10 protein-coding genes and 1 pseudogene are annotated in these 14,634 nt (G+C 43.1%); all 11 read right to left on the bottom strand.

All coding sequences use genetic code 11. The annotated features are described in order from the left end of the window. Positions 1–140 precede the first annotated feature (140 nt). Positions 141–899 (bottom strand): acetylglutamate kinase, encoded by a 759-nt coding sequence (argB, locus tag HED61_RS04950; RefSeq protein WP_003128151.1) that lies wholly within the window; start codon positions 897–899, stop codon positions 141–143. Positions 900–993: 94 nt separating this feature from the next. Beyond that, on the bottom strand, positions 994–2,184 hold the full coding sequence (argJ, locus tag HED61_RS04945) for a bifunctional glutamate N-acetyltransferase/amino-acid acetyltransferase ArgJ (RefSeq protein WP_003128150.1): 1,191 nt from the start codon (positions 2,182–2,184) through the stop codon (positions 994–996). Positions 2,185–2,228: 44 nt separating this feature from the next. Further along, positions 2,229–3,251: an N-acetyl-gamma-glutamyl-phosphate reductase gene (gene argC, locus HED61_RS04940; protein WP_003128149.1), complete on the bottom strand. Its 1,023-nt coding sequence runs from the start codon at positions 3,249–3,251 to the stop codon at positions 2,229–2,231. 82 nt (positions 3,252–3,333) lie between these two features. Further along, positions 3,334–4,482 (bottom strand): acetylornithine transaminase, encoded by a 1,149-nt coding sequence (locus HED61_RS04935; RefSeq protein ID WP_003128147.1) that lies wholly within the window; start codon positions 4,480–4,482, stop codon positions 3,334–3,336. 182 nt (positions 4,483–4,664) lie between these two features. Beyond that, positions 4,665–6,545, bottom strand: coding sequence for an ABC transporter ATP-binding protein (locus HED61_RS04930; RefSeq protein WP_021150566.1), 1,881 nt, complete (start codon positions 6,543–6,545; stop codon positions 4,665–4,667). Further along, a complete protein-coding gene (locus tag HED61_RS04925; protein ID WP_003128145.1) occupies positions 6,542–8,269 on the bottom strand; it encodes an ABC transporter ATP-binding protein in 1,728 nt (575 codons plus the stop codon). Before HED61_RS04925 ends, HED61_RS04930 begins: the two co-directional genes overlap by 4 nt. After that, positions 8,253–8,942, bottom strand: coding sequence for a TetR/AcrR family transcriptional regulator (locus HED61_RS04920; protein ID WP_003128144.1), 690 nt, complete (start codon positions 8,940–8,942; stop codon positions 8,253–8,255). The genes HED61_RS04925 and HED61_RS04920 overlap by 17 nt, the downstream gene beginning before the upstream one ends. A 279-nt stretch (positions 8,943–9,221) precedes the next feature. Beyond that, positions 9,222–10,202: an LPXTG cell wall anchor domain-containing protein gene (locus HED61_RS04915; protein WP_003128143.1), complete on the bottom strand. Its 981-nt coding sequence runs from the start codon at positions 10,200–10,202 to the stop codon at positions 9,222–9,224. A gap of 290 nt (positions 10,203–10,492) precedes the next feature. Next, positions 10,493–12,449, bottom strand: a pseudogene (locus HED61_RS16965) (glucose PTS transporter subunit IIA). A 13-nt stretch (positions 12,450–12,462) separates the two neighbouring features. Then, positions 12,463–13,365 (bottom strand): N-acetylmuramic acid 6-phosphate etherase, encoded by a 903-nt coding sequence (murQ, locus tag HED61_RS04900; RefSeq protein ID WP_005470111.1) that lies wholly within the window; start codon positions 13,363–13,365, stop codon positions 12,463–12,465. Then, positions 13,352–14,425: a DUF871 domain-containing protein gene (locus tag HED61_RS04895; RefSeq protein ID WP_021150573.1), complete on the bottom strand. Its 1,074-nt coding sequence runs from the start codon at positions 14,423–14,425 to the stop codon at positions 13,352–13,354. Before HED61_RS04895 ends, murQ begins: the two co-directional genes overlap by 14 nt. Between the last annotated feature and the right edge of the window lie 209 nt (positions 14,426–14,634).

Below are 14,634 nucleotides of genomic sequence, written 5' to 3'. Positions count from 1 at the left end.
TGTACTGATAAACCGTTATACTAGCAAATGAAATCCTTTATCATTCTACCATTATCAAGCATTTTTTTTTGACAAAAAAATAGATTTAACGACAAAAAAGGTCACTGAACTTCTTTTTTTGTGGTTAAATCTACCTTTATTCATTGAAGGAAGGCTGTTTCTTTCATTCTTCTGATCTGAGTACCGTTTTTTTCTAATCGGTCGGTGATACTGACAGTTGCTACTCCGCTCATAAGCGCTTTTTTAGCACTGACTAACTTTGGCAACATCCCGCCAGTGATCACCTTCTCATTGATCAATGTTTTTATGTCAGTCAATGAGACTTGCTGCAGCCACTGGGAGTCTTTCTTGATTCCCGGTACATCTGTCAGCAGAATCAATCGTTCTGCTCTCAGACTGCTGGCAACTTTACAAGCGACTTCGTCCGCATTGATATTCAGCCACTGGCCTTCGGCTGTGATCCCAAGTGGGGCAAGGATCGGTATATGATTGCCTTTGATCAGCAGCTGAAGCAACTGCTGATTAATAGTCTTAGCCTTCCCAACATAGCCAAGTGTGGCGTGATTGATCATTTCCCCTTGGATCAACTGATCACAGCCAGCATTTAAGCCGATTGCCTGAAATCCAGCTTGCTGAAAATAAGTCGTGATCATTGGCTGGACTTGTCCCAGCAAAACCATGCGAGTGATCTCAAGAGTTTGCGCATCCGTTACCCTCAAGCCTTCTTTGATCTGAATCGGCAGTGACAATTTCTGCAGCATTTCCGAGATATAATGGCCGCCACCATGAACAATCACGATTTTCTTTCCTAGAGCTTGCCATTGTGCGACTTGTTCAAAAAAAACGGGGGTCAGATTATCTGAAGCAACACCACCCATCTTGATGACAATGATTTCCATATGTTCTTCCTCCTGTTGGATCTTGTGGCGATTTTTTGATTCTTACAGCCAATGATTCCGATTCTATTCGTTTGATACCTCCATGAGATAGGCATTACGTATGATAGAGTGCATTGATTTTGACATAATCATACGTAAGATCACAGCCCCAAGCTTTCCCGCGACCGGCCCCTTCTTGTAAAATGACATTGATTTTTACTTCTGAGGCTGTCAAGCGTTCTTCCATCAGTGTTTCATCGTAGTCAAGGGGGGATCCTCCTGCAAAAACCGGGATCGCCGCTAATTCGATCGCCACATTGGCAGGATCGATTCTTTGTCCGCTATACCCAATTGCACAAAGGATCCGGCCCCAATTGGGGTCTTTTCCATAGATTGCTGTTTTCACGAGTGGTGAACCTACGATCGTTTTACTGATCATGCGGGCAGCTAAGTCGGTGGGAGCCCCTTTTGTTTCAGCTTCAATCAGTTTTGTCGCTCCTTCACCGTCTTTAGCGATGGCTTTGGCCAATGTCGTTAAGACTGTCTGTAGCATTTTTTGAAATTGCTTATAAGCAAATGTATTTTCTTCAATCGGCGGATTGCCCGCTTGCCCATTTGCCAGCACCAATACCATGTCATTGGTGGAGGTATCGCCATCTACTGTGATTTGATTAAAAGTGACTTCCGTGAGTTTTCGCAGCAATGACTGCAGAAGGGACGGTGCAATAGCGACATCGGTAGTGACGAATGCCAACATTGTCGCCATGTTTGGATGAATCATCCCTGAGCCTTTGGCGCAACCTGCCATGGTGACAGTGTGGCCCGCAATCTCCGTCTGAATCACTTGATTTTTTTCAACAAGGTCTGTCGTTAAAATGGCCTTCTGAAATCCGGTAGGACTGCCAGAATGACTTAATTGACGAATCCCAGCAGCAATCGTTGCCATCGGTAGTGGTCGACCAATGATTCCCGTAGATGCCACCGCCACCTCTTCTGAGGCCACTCCGGCTTGTGCTGCAGCCAAAGCGATCATTTCTCTGGCATCTGCTATTCCTTGTTCTCCAGTACAAGCATTCGCATTCCCGGAATTCACGATCACTCCCCGAAGCTTTCCTGTTTTCAACTGTTCTCTTGTTACTAGGACGGGGGCCGCTTGTACTTGATTGGTTGTGAAAACTGCGGCGGCACTTGCCGGAACTTCAGAGAACAACCAGCCAAGATCGGCTTTTCTTTTTTTCACCCCACAATGGATGCCATCTGCATAAAAACCTTTTGGTGAAACAATTGTCCCTATAATTTCTTTCATGTTACACGCTCCTTATTCTGAACTAATCGAATTCCCAAGTATCGTTAAGGATACCAAGGGATCTGTCGTAATCCAGCTGTTTCCTCCAGCCCAGCCCATTTATTGACGTTCTGGATTGCTTGTCCGGCAGCCCCTTTTACTAAATTATCGATCACCGCAATGACTGTCACGATGTGGGTCATCGGATTTAAGACCAACCCAATGTCACAAAAGTTGGTTCCTGTCACCTGCCGCAGTTCTGGCAGCTTTCCTAACGGCTGCAAGCGAATAAATGGTTGTTCTTGATAGTCTTCTTGATACCTCTGATAAATATCTTCCGCTGTTCTTTCTGGCGCTACAGGCACATAAAGGGTCATCATGATCCCTCTGTTAACCGGAATCAAACTAGTGGAAAATTGGATGGCCGTCAATTCTGGATCCCATTGTTGAAACTGCTGGACAATTTCTGGGATATGCTGATGCTGATTCAATTTATATGTCTGCATATTTTCTGAAATTGTCACAAAATGACTGGTATCTGACAGTTTTTTCCCCGCACCAGAAAGCCCAGATTTGCCGTCAAAAATGGGAATGCCTGCCAACCATTTTCTTCTGACTAAAGGCGCAGCGGCTAAAATTGCGGCAGTGGCATAGCAGCCTGGATTGGCCATTAAATTTCCGTGGGACGTCTGAAACTCTGGCAATGCATATGTTGCAGCATGCAATAAACGATCCGCAGCTGGCGTCTGCTGATACCATTGCTGATAAACACCTGCTTCTTTCAAACGCAGATCTCCGGATAAATCCATCACAGGAAAGTCTTGTTCGACAAATGGCGAGACCAAATCTTTGCTAATACCAGCCGGTGTCGCAAAAAAGACCAATTCATTTTCTTGCATAATCTGCAGCGGATCAAACGGGTAAATCCTTTGGTTGACCAGTTGCTGCAGATGGGGATAAACATTGACTGAATTTTCTTGGACTGAATGACTATGTAACGTTCCTATCTCCAAGACAGGATGCAAGTGGATCAAACGAACCAATTCCAATCCTGTATAGCCGGTAAACCCGACGATTGCTGCTTTCACTTACTACACCCCTTTTTCACTTGTTCTCAAATTCTTTTTCAACAACCTTTCAACAACCAAAGCAGCTCTTCTTTCTTCATTCTCACCTTTCAGTGGTTTCTTCTTTCGTTCCTAAAACATGACGTAGAACAGCGAGTCCTTCAGCCATTTCTGCTTCCGTTATGGTCAATGCTGGCAGCAGACGCAGGACATTCGTTCCAGCTTTCAACACCAGTAACCCTGCTTGACGCAATTCTGTCATCGCCTGTTGGAGAGCAGTGCTATCCTTCAACTCTAAGCCAATCATTAGGCCCTGCCCTCGAATAGCCACGATCTGTGCCAGATCCGTTAAGCCTGCCATAAGCTGCTGATGTCTGGCAGCAACATTTACTAACACAGGGGAATCGGTTAGGACCGTACATACGGCATTTGCTGCAGCCATCGCTAACAAATTACCACCAAAAGTTGAACCGTGACTTCCAGGGCCAAACCCCTGCTGTAAATCAGTTTTTCCTAGCATGGCACCAACCGGCAGCCCATTGCCCAACCCTTTTGCTAATGTAAAAATATCAGGTTCGATCCCATATTGCTCAAAAGCATAAAAACTCCCCGTGCGTCCCATTCCTGTTTGAATTTCGTCTATGATCAGCAGTGCACCTGCTTCTTGACATAACGCGGCCACCTTTTGGACCCATTCTTTTTCAGCTGGGATCACGCCGCCTTCTCCTTGGACCAGTTCCATCATCACCGCAGCTGTTTCCTCATCCAACGCTGCTTGCAGCGGGGAAAATTCATTGAAGGGCAAATACTCAAAATCTGGTACGAGCGGACCAAAATCCTGATGGATGCTTTCTTGAGCCGTTGCTGTCATGGCACCAAATGTTCGTCCGTGAAACGAGCCCTCAAAAGTTAAAATCTTTGTCCGACCCGTTGCTTTTCGAGCTAGTTTTAAGGCTGCTTCATTTGCTTCAGCCCCACTATTGCAAAAATAGGCAAGATATGGACCTTTTGTTAGTTTTTGCGCGACTGTCTCTTGTAACGAATTGGTGTAGAGGTTGGGCGCATGCCATAATTTGTCCGCTTGCTGCAGCATTGCCTGCTGGATTTCAGGCTGCCCATAGCCAAGGTTGGCGACCCCAATACCGCTTGTAAAATCTAAATATCTCCGACCTTGAGTATCTGTTACATAGCTGCCCTTTCCTGCAGCAATCTCTAATGGCAAACGTGTATAATTGGGAAACAACTGACTCATCCATCAACGACCTCCTATGAATATTTATGTATTAATATACATTTTTAGCGAATAAATTGCAATATTTATTTATTTTATAACGAAAATATTCATTCCAACAAAAAAAAGAGAAGCTTAACGCTTCTCTTCATTCTTGTTTATATTCACAAAAATCGATTGAATAAAATCGTTGTCTTCTTGTATCAGGCCGCATCTTCTGAAAATTGGCTGTTATACAAGTCCGCATAAAAACCATTCTTAGCCATCAATGTGTCATGGTTTCCGGTTTCGACAATCGAACCATGATTCATCACAATAATATTGTCGGCATCCCGAATGGTAGATAAGCGGTGAGCAACGACAAAACTTGTCCGATTTTCCAACAATTTGTTCATGGCTTTTTGGATGAGAATCTCGGTCCGAGTATCCACACTAGATGTTGCTTCATCCAAGATCAACACATCTGGATCAGCTAAGAAGGCGCGCGCGATCGTAATCAATTGTCGTTGTCCTTGAGAGATATTGCTAGCTTCTTCATTGAGGACCGTATCATATCCGTCCGGCAGCTTGCGAACAAAGTCATCCACGTGAGCAGCTTTAGCGGCTTCGATTACTTGTTCTTTCGTCGCTTTGTCATTGCCGTAATGGATATTGTCATAGATTGATCCTGTAAATAGCCATGTATCTTGTAGAACCATTGATATGTTGCTACGAAGTTCATCACGGGTCAGATCTCTTGTGTCCCGACCGTCGTAGCGAATACTACCGCCGGAAACATCATAGAATCGTTCCAACAGATTAATCAATGTCGTTTTACCGGCACCGGTAGGTCCAACGATAGCTACCATTTCCCCAGCTTTGACGTCTAGATTAAAATCGGTCATCAATAAGTTGTCTGGTGTATAACCGAATTGAACATGGTCAAAACGAACTTTATAGTCGCTTTCTTCCACGGGTAATCCAGAAGGTTCATCTGACATTTCTTCTTCATCCAAGACCTCAAAGACCCGTTCTGCTGATGCAACAGTTGATTGGATCGTATTCAATAAACTAGCAATTTGAGTGATCGGTTGTGAGAATTGGTTCGTGTATTGCAAGAATGCTTGCACATCCCCCAAAGTCATGTTCCCATTCGCTACTTTGATCCCACCCAGAACTGCGACAAAGACATAGCCCAAGTTCTTGATGAAGTTCATCAATGGCATAATGATTGCGGAAATGAATTGTGCTTTCCAACCAGCACTATACAGACGATCGTTTTCTTCTTCAAATACTATTTGATCAGCCGCTTCATGGTTAAAGGTTTTGACAACGGTATGGCCGCCATAGGTTTCTTCAACCTGATTATTCAGTAATCCCAAGCTCTTTTGTTGCGCAGCAAAGAATTTTTGTGATTTTGGTGCGACGATCATTACGACGATCAAGCTTAGCGGCACCGTTGCTAATGCAACCAATGTCAACTGCCAGCTAATCGTTAGCATCATCCACAACACTCCGACTAAAGTAACAATACTGGTAATAAATTGGGTCAAGTTTTGTTGGAGGGTGCTGGCGATATTATCCATATCATTGATTGCCCGTGACATGATATCTCCGTTTGAATGGGTATCATAGTAAGAAATCGGCAAGCGATTCATTTTTTCTTCTAAATCACGACGCAGTTCATAGACGGTCCGTTGTGATACACGGGTCATGATGAATTGTTGCAAGAAATTGAAAATAGCAGAAATAACATACATACCGATAGCGATCATAATGATTTGTCCTACTTTATCAAAATCGATCGGAAATTCGGTGACAGTTTTTCCAGCTTTCATTTGCTCTGCACCAATCATAACACCTTTAAAGATTTCGGTTGTTGCTTCCCCTAAGATCTTTGGTGTTTGAATCTGGAAGATTACGGCGGCAATCGCTAAAACAAATACCGAAATGATTGCGATAGAACGTTTCGACATATAACCGAAAAGTCGTTTTACCGTTCCCCAGAAATTTTTTGCTTTTGGTCCTTTCGCTCCAATGTTGCGCCCTGGACCGCCACCCATCGGTCCACCGCCGCGAGGTGCTTGGTTTTTCCGTTCACTCATGCCACATCCTCCTCTCTCAATTGAGATGATACGATTTCTTGATACGTTTGGTTTGAGGCCATCAATTCTTCATGGGTTCCTTTACCCACCAATTGACCTTCGTCAAGGACAAGGATCGTGTCTGCATCCATTACTGTACTTACCCGTTGTGCGACTACAACCATAATGCTGTTCTTCATGTCTTTTTTCAATGCCGCTCGCAGTTGTGCATCTGTCTTAAAGTCCAGCGCTGAGAAAGAATCATCAAACACATACACATCGGCTTGTTTCACTAATGCCCGAGCGATCGCTAACCGTTGACGTTGGCCGCCGGAGAAATTTCCGCCGCCTTGTTCTACATGACTGTCTAAGCCTTCGCTCAATTCTGAAACAAACTCTTTGGCTTGTGCGATTTCCAGTGCTTTCCAGATTTCTTCATCTGTCGCATCTGGTCTACCGTATTTCATGTTTTCTCGAATCGTACCAGTAAATAAAACCGCTTTTTGTGGGACGAAACCAACTGAGTCCCGCAAATTATGCTGTGTTACTTCAGCGATATTCACTCCATTGATGCGGATCGCTCCTGATTCGATATCATAGAGCCGAGGCAGCAAATTGACCAATGTCGTCTTCCCAGAACCCGTACCACCAATGATTGCCACAAAATCACCCGATTTTGCTTGAAAATCAATGTCTTGCAGTGCTAATTTTTCTGCACCGTGGTAACGATAGTTGACGTGATCAAAAGCAAGTGTGGCTTGATCACCTTTTAATTGAATCATCTTAGGTGCTTTATCATCAACGATCTCTTCTTCTTCGTCTAATACTTCATTGATCCGATCTGCAGAGGCTTGTGCTCTTGGGACCATCACAAAGATCATTGACAGCATCATAAAACTGATCAAGATTTGCATGGCATACGTCATGAATGCAATCAGATTCCCAACTTCTAATGTCATTTCAGCAATATAATGTCCACCAAACCAAGTGATGGCAATATTGGTCCCACTCATAATCAATGTCATCAAAGGCATCATAAGTGCCACGATAGTATTTACTTTGATGGCCGTGTGGGTATAGTCTTTATTGGCTTCATCAAAGCGATTGGCTTCATACCCGGTCTTATCGAAAGCTCGAATGACCCGCACTCCAGTCAATCCTTCACGGAAGACCAAATTCAGACGGTCAGTTTTTTTCTGCATGCTTTTGAAAAGTGGCACAGCAAAATACATGATTCCACCAACCAAAACGATCATAATTGGAATAACGACTAAAAAGATTTTGGTTAACTGAGCGTCTTTTTGATAGGCCAAGAAGCTTGCTCCGATCAAAGTGATTGGTGCATTGATCATCATCCGCAAGAACATTTGTGCCACCATTTGAATTTGGTTGACGTCATTAGTCGTACGAGTGATCAAAGAGGCAGTTCCGAATTTATCAAAAGAACGTGCGGAGAAATTTTCTACTTTTTCATAAATATCTGTCCGTAATTTTTGCCCCAATTTTTGTGATTCTCTAGTAGCAAAGAATGTATTGCCTAATGCAGCCAGAATACTGATCAGTGAAAAACCGATCATTAAAAAGCCGGTACGCCAGATATAATCAATGTCTCCAGTTGCAACGCCATTATTAATGATATTCGACGTTAATGTCGGTAAATAGAGATCTGCTATTACTTGTACAACCATAAAGGCAACGGCCATCAGTGCCGAAACGAGTGAAACTCGTTTAATCAACTTTGTCATTCTTTTCCCCTCTTTCTTTTTGTGCGCCATCTCTTAGCCAGCTGATTTTGTTATTGAAATCAGTCGTTGCTAGCGAAGGATCATAGGCATGATTTTCTGCTAACTCTCGGTATGCTTCAGCAATCGTAGAAAAAACGGTGTGCATCAACAGTTGGACGAGCATTTTCAATTCATGATCATCCTTGACCCGTAATAAGTCTTTGTCGATCTCAGCAAAAAATTCTTCTTCCCACTTCTGTCTCGCTTCTTGATGCTCTTTGTGAGAGCCGTAGAGTGGTTTTTTGTGGATATCCGGCATCACTTTTCGCAAAGAACGATAATCCATACTCATGAAGAGATTGCGATAAAATTTTGCATTTTTTCCTTCTAACACTTCTTCGATCATCCGAGAAAAATACCATTCAAAGCCAGCAAACAGATCGCCCTTTTCGTGTTGAATGGAACGAATCAAATCCCGCTGACTGTTTTTTTTCAACGTATGAAAATAGTAGTAGTATAAGTCTTCCTTATTTTCAAAATACTGATAAAAACTTCCCCGAGGGATTTCTGCGTCTTTGATGATATTGGCAATCGAAGCATCCTTCAATGGGACCCGAGAAAATTCTTTCTTAGCAGCGCTTAAAATGCGTTTTTGCTTATCTAATGGCAAATGGAAAAACGTATCCGTTGGCATCGTCATCTCTCCTTTCAGTTCAAATGATAAATGACAACAATTATTATGACAGGTTGTCATATGACACTGTGTCATTATACACCCCTCATGAGAGAATGCAAGTAAAAAAGTTTGAATATTTTATGAAAGTCATTTTCTTTATAAAAAGGAAATTCGCTTAGTGATTTCATTTCATTGAAAATAGATTCATTGTCTTTTTCTGAAAACAAAAAAAGCAGCGGCTATTCCTTAAGAAAGGAAGCCACTGCACAACAGCCGTTTTTCGATTTTAAATAACATCTATTTTTTCTTTCTAACCCACAGGACACAGCCTACTCCGACTAACAAAACGACTCCAACGACTGGCAAAAACCAATTGACGGTCTCTCCCGTTTTTGGCAATGCTCGACTGTCCGAAGTAGCACTAGCTACTTCTGTTTTGCTAGTTGTTGTTTGTTCCGACGAAGTGTTGGCAGCAGACGTATCAGAAGATTCGGTATTCCCCGTTACTTCAGAAGCTGCTGGGAGATAATGACCTTGATTCACAGCGTAAATGATCCAGCCAATCCGACCTGGAAACAATGTTTCTGAACCACTGGTAGCTACTTCTTCATCTAAGTGTGACAAAATCGATGTCAACCATTCATCTGAAATTGGCTGTTCCGGGGAAATATAAACACCATTTGTTGGGTAAACAACTTGCAGATATGTTTTTAAGCGATCCAGTTCTGGAATCAACGCTGCAAAAGAAGAGTAGCTGCTTGGATCAAAGGCTAGCTGCGGTTCAATCTTCTCCCAAGATAAGAGATGATCGATAAAAAGAGCGCGAACGATCCGAGCAAAATAGCCGATATCCATTCCCATCACATCTTGGCTATATCGTAATGCTAGTGTCTCTGCATCTTTTAATTGCTGATCGGTCAATTGATCCAACTCATCTTGCGTGAAAGCTGTCACACTTCCATCAGTGATGCCTCTAGTAAAAGCAGAGCGCAAATCACTTTGTTCTGTAATGGTTTCTGACTCAGGACTTGCTTGAACGCCTGTTTGAGCGACAATGGCTTCTACCACATCCTCGGGCTGTGTCGTCACGGATTCACTACTTTGTGCAGTGTCAGCGGTTGATTCCATTTCAGTATTCGAAACCGTCGCTTCTGTCGAAATGATTTCTTCAGTTGATTGCGTAGATTGAATCGTTTCTGATGATTCCGTTGTTTCCTCTGCAATGGCAGTAATTGGTAAAAATAATAGACAGCTCATGAACCAGATACTCTTTTTCATTCCTTTACCTCCTCAGGATTCTCAGGATTTCTTTGTAACACGAATGTAACACAATAGTAAATTATTCGCAATGTAAAAAGGCACTTCCTTAAGAAATTTAAAAGATATTCAATGTCTTCCGATGCACTCCGCTTCTTCCCTAACAAAAAATCCCGAACCACTTCAGATGATTCACATTAACAGAAGCATTAACGAGATCATCATTCAGCAGTACGGGACGAAGCGTTCTTAATCACCGAATGACACATGGGTAGAAAAAATTGTACCATTCGAATCTAGCTGTTTTTTAACTATTTGACTTGTACAGTCATCACAGGACTAGCACTTGTGACAGTTCCTTTAGCAGTCATGGTTTCTGAGATAACTTGTTCCATATTGGTGAGTACCACAAGCATATCAGTTGCTTTATTGCTAGCTGCCAATTCTGCCAGATCAACTTCAGCAACTTGTGTAGCGGCAGTCACTTGTTGCCCTTCTTGGACGAGGATATTGAAAGGCTTGCCTTGTAGCTCAACGGTATCGACACCCATATGCAGCAGAATCTCAAGTCCATTTGGTGTCGTGATTCCAATGGCATGTTTGGTTGGGAAGATCGTTGTTACAGTTCCTGCAGCTGGTGCATAGATTTTTCCATTTGCAGGAGCTACATAATATCCGTCACCCATCATTTTTTGAGAAAAAACAGGATCCTTTGACTCTGTAATCGCATGAACGGTTCCTTCAGCAACTGCATATAGTTCAATGGTTTCAGGTGCTGCAGACGTTGCTGGTGTTGTAGCCGTCGTTGAAGTAGCCGCCGGTACTTCTTCATCAACAGCATTGACAGCAGCTAAACGGTCTTTAGGAATCCCAAAGAAGTAAGTAGCCACAAAGCCACCTGCATATCCTGCTAATAAACCAAAGACATAGCCTAACCAATGACCGTTCGCAATCAACGGAATCAAAGCTACTCCAGAAGGTCCAATGGCGGTAGCGCCGATATTCGACAATGCGCCGATAACCGCCCCACCGATTCCGCCTCCGATACATGCCGTAATAAATGGTCGGCCTAATGGCAGTGTTACACCGTAGATCAATGGTTCTCCAATACCTAAAATCCCTACTGGCAAAGCGCCTTTGATCATTTCAGAAAGTTCTTTATCTTTTCGCAGACGAATCCACAGGGCTAATGCCGCCCCTACTTGACCAGCGCCAGCCATTGCTAAGATTGGCAATAACTGTGTGCTGCCAGTTGCTTCGATCATTTGAATGTGGATCGGTGTCAAGATTTGATGTAGACCAAACATGACCATTGGCAAGAAGGTTGCTCCGAGAACAAAACCTGAGAATGCGCAATACCCAATTGATTGAGCCAACCAAACTGTCTGAAATAAACCCAGCTAATGGCATGATCAAAAAGATCTCTGCCAAACCGATCGCTAACAAACACAAAGTTGGGGTAACGATGATATCAATGGCTTCAGGAATCACTCGGTGCAAAACAGTTTCCAGTTTAGCCAGCAACCAGACTGCAAAGATCACACCGATGATCCCTCCTTGTCCAGCTGCCAGAGGATCTCCTGTAAAGAGGTTGGTGATTGGGGCTTCTGGATTCATTCCAGTCAATAAGACGACCGACCCAATGACACCACCTAGCGTTGGGTTCGCTTTAAATACTTGAGCTGCATTGACACCTGTGAAGATCACTAAATAAGAAAACATCCCGTTTTTTAAGATATTTAAAATCATGACATAATAATTCCACGTGTCGCCATCGATTTTTCCTGCAGTGATCAAGTTCGTCATAACAGAAGCAATACCAGCAACGAGACCAGCACCGACAAACGCTGGGATCATTGGGACAAAAATATTCGAAATATCTTTCAATAATGACTTGATTGGTGATTGTTTTTGTTTCGCTTTTTGAGCAGCTTTCATTTCTGCTGCTTTCGCATTCACAGCCTCTTTTCCACTGGTAGCTGCCACAGGAATTTCTTGCCCTAGATCAACACCCGCTTGTGCCGCCATGGCATTTGCTACTTTATTGACTTTTCCAGGACCGATGATCACTTGCAGTTGTTCATCATCCACTACTCCTAAGACTCCGGGAATGTTTTGTAACCCTTGCTTGCTGACCTTGTTGTGATCTCGAACCGTCATCCGTACTCGAGTCATACAATGAGTGACAGAGGCAACATTCTCGATACCGCCTGATTCTTGAAATATTTTTTCTGCTAGTTGTGTAACTGTCAGTTCTTCTTTTGCCATTGATTTTTTCCTCCTATCCTTCTAACGTTCCTTTAACGAACCCTTCTGATTGTACCAGCTTTGCAGCAGCTTCTTCTTTTTCACTATTGGTAAGCAGCATAACGATCGCTAACTTCACATTTTGATCGGCTTTTTCAAAGTAGTCTGCCGCCGTTTCATAATCTGCTTCGGTGGCTTGCATGATGATTCTCTTGGCCCGTTCAACGAGTTTGTCGTTCGTTGGTTTAACATCGACCATTAAATTATTGTACACTTTTCCGATGCCTACCATCGAAATCGTGGAAATCATGTTCAAAATCAATTTTTGAGCAGTCCCTGATTTCAATCGGGTAGAACCTGTCAGAAATTCTGGTCCGCAATCCACTTCGATCGGGAAGCTGGCATGTTTTGAAATTTCTGCTTGTTTGTTGCAGGCGATCGTTCCTGTGGTAGCCCCGATTTCATTTGCATAGTCTAGTGCTCCAATGACATAAGGTGTGCGGCCGCTGGCTGCGATCCCAATGACCATATCATTTTCCGTCAGCTTCAGGTCAATCAAGTCTTGACGCCCTAATTCAACAGAATCTTCTGCCCCCTCAACCGCTACAGTCATTGCTTCTTCACCGCCAGCAATCAAACCGATCACCATATCCGGTGAGACCCCAAAAGTAGGGACACATTCAGCGGCATCTAAAACTCCTAGTCGTCCGCTGGTACCAGCACCGAGATAGATCAATCGTCCCCCTTTTTTGAAAGATTGAATCGTTTGCTGAATTACTTTTTCAATGCTTGGCAATTCCTTTTCAACGGATTGAGCAACTTTCTGGTCTTCGGCATTCATTTTCTGACAAGCCTCTGCCACAGTCATTTCATCCAAGCCAAATGTTGCTTGATTTCGTCTTTCAGTCGTTAAGTTTTCTAAATTAATCATTGTCATTTCTCTCATCTCTTTCTATTTTGAATCGCATTCCTGCTTTGATTTGTTGGAGCAAGGGGAGATCTTCTTCAATCACTTGCGCAGCGACATTGACTTTGTCATCTGCGGGCAGGATTCGCTTACAAATTTGGATTTCCCCCATATAGCGCAAGTAATCTTGATTATCGATAGTCACAGCTCCGACAACCCGTTTTTGAGCAGTTTCTGGGGAAATCAATGGGACTTCAGCAAATCGGGCATTTGCACTGCGAATCACATCTCTTGCCTCATCTTGCCGGCTCTCATGCTCTCCTAAAATATGTTGATAATAGGCAGAACCAATATCCTTTGTGCGAAGAAGGACGGTCTGATCGGCTAGATAAGAACTGAATTGCTTCAAAGAAGCAGGGGTCACGATACCATCACCAATGTAGACAGCATCAACGGCACAATCCCTCAACAACTCCAGTGCTGCTGCGAAGGGGCTCATGCTGCGATGCGCTTCCAGTGTCGGCAATCCTTGGTAAAGAGGACCTCTTTTATTCGCATCCCCAGCAACAAAGGCCTGTACAAGAAAACCTTGTTGTTTCAACCACTGATTTTTGGCCTGAAACCATTCTTTGTCTAATCCCGTCTCCGGACGCGGATAGTAATTGTGCCACGCCTCTAGATTAGAAAAATCTGCCTGATAGGTGTTCAACTCGTTAATATCTTTTTCAGTCAATGTACTCGCATTTAAACTAATAGTTATTTTACGAGATAATTGAGCAATGGTCTGATTGTCGATCGCGTAATCCATTCGCAGCCCAGTGACTCCCCGATCCGTCAGTTCATTTAACTCTTTATAGGAAAATCCTGCTTTAGCCAATGCCTCTCCTGAAATATCTACCATTAATGACAACCGATTCTTTTTTGCTATTTCACCAAGTGTTGTCAATCGTTGGCGATAACTGGCGGCATCATCTTCTGGTATATGCATGGATGTAAAAATCCCAGAAAAACCTTGAAGCGCCATTTCTTCGATGGCATCGATGTCTGTGGTAGTCAAATCGGCATTCATAAATACTGAAAACCCAAACATTGTTGATTCCTCCTTGCTGGTACCGTTTTCTACAAAATGATTATACAACGGCCTGTTTGTTTTTGCAACTATATTTCGTAATATATAATTATAAAAAGAAATATAATTTCATAACGGTGTATTTTTTAAGAAAAAGTTGTCCCTTAAACTTTCTAATGCGGTTCGGCCATTAGTTGTGGTACACTTTATAAGGAGTCAACGAGCGCGTA

The sequence above is a fragment of the Enterococcus gallinarum genome, from assembly GCF_021496385.1.
GTDB lineage: Bacteria > Bacillota > Bacilli > Lactobacillales > Enterococcaceae > Enterococcus_D > Enterococcus_D gallinarum.
Note: the sequence above shows the minus strand (reverse complement) of the source record. Positions and strands in the feature narration are given on the sequence as shown.

What these genes read in the sequence shown, in the direction of transcription:
- argB (WP_003128151.1), bottom strand. Translation starts at nt 899, where the DNA reads ATGGAAATCATTGTCATCAAGATGGGTGGTGTTGCTTCAGATAATCTG.
- argJ (WP_003128150.1), bottom strand. Translation starts at nt 2,184, where the DNA reads ATGAAAGAAATTATAGGGACAATTGTTTCACCAAAAGGTTTTTATGCA.
- HED61_RS04935 (WP_003128147.1), bottom strand. Translation starts at nt 4,482, where the DNA reads ATGAGTCAGTTGTTTCCCAATTATACACGTTTGCCATTAGAGATTGCT.
- HED61_RS04930 (WP_021150566.1), bottom strand. Translation starts at nt 6,545, where the DNA reads ATGAGTGAACGGAAAAACCAAGCACCTCGCGGCGGTGGACCGATGGGT.
- HED61_RS04925 (WP_003128145.1), bottom strand. Translation starts at nt 8,269, where the DNA reads ATGACAAAGTTGATTAAACGAGTTTCACTCGTTTCGGCACTGATGGCC.
- HED61_RS04920 (WP_003128144.1), bottom strand. Translation starts at nt 8,942, where the DNA reads ATGCCAACGGATACGTTTTTCCATTTGCCATTAGATAAGCAAAAACGC.
- HED61_RS04915 (WP_003128143.1), bottom strand. Translation starts at nt 10,202, where the DNA reads ATGAAAAAGAGTATCTGGTTCATGAGCTGTCTATTATTTTTACCAATT.
- murQ (WP_005470111.1), bottom strand. Translation starts at nt 13,365, where the DNA reads ATGACAATGATTAATTTAGAAAACTTAACGACTGAAAGACGAAATCAA.
- HED61_RS04895 (WP_021150573.1), bottom strand. Translation starts at nt 14,425, where the DNA reads ATGTTTGGGTTTTCAGTATTTATGAATGCCGATTTGACTACCACAGAC.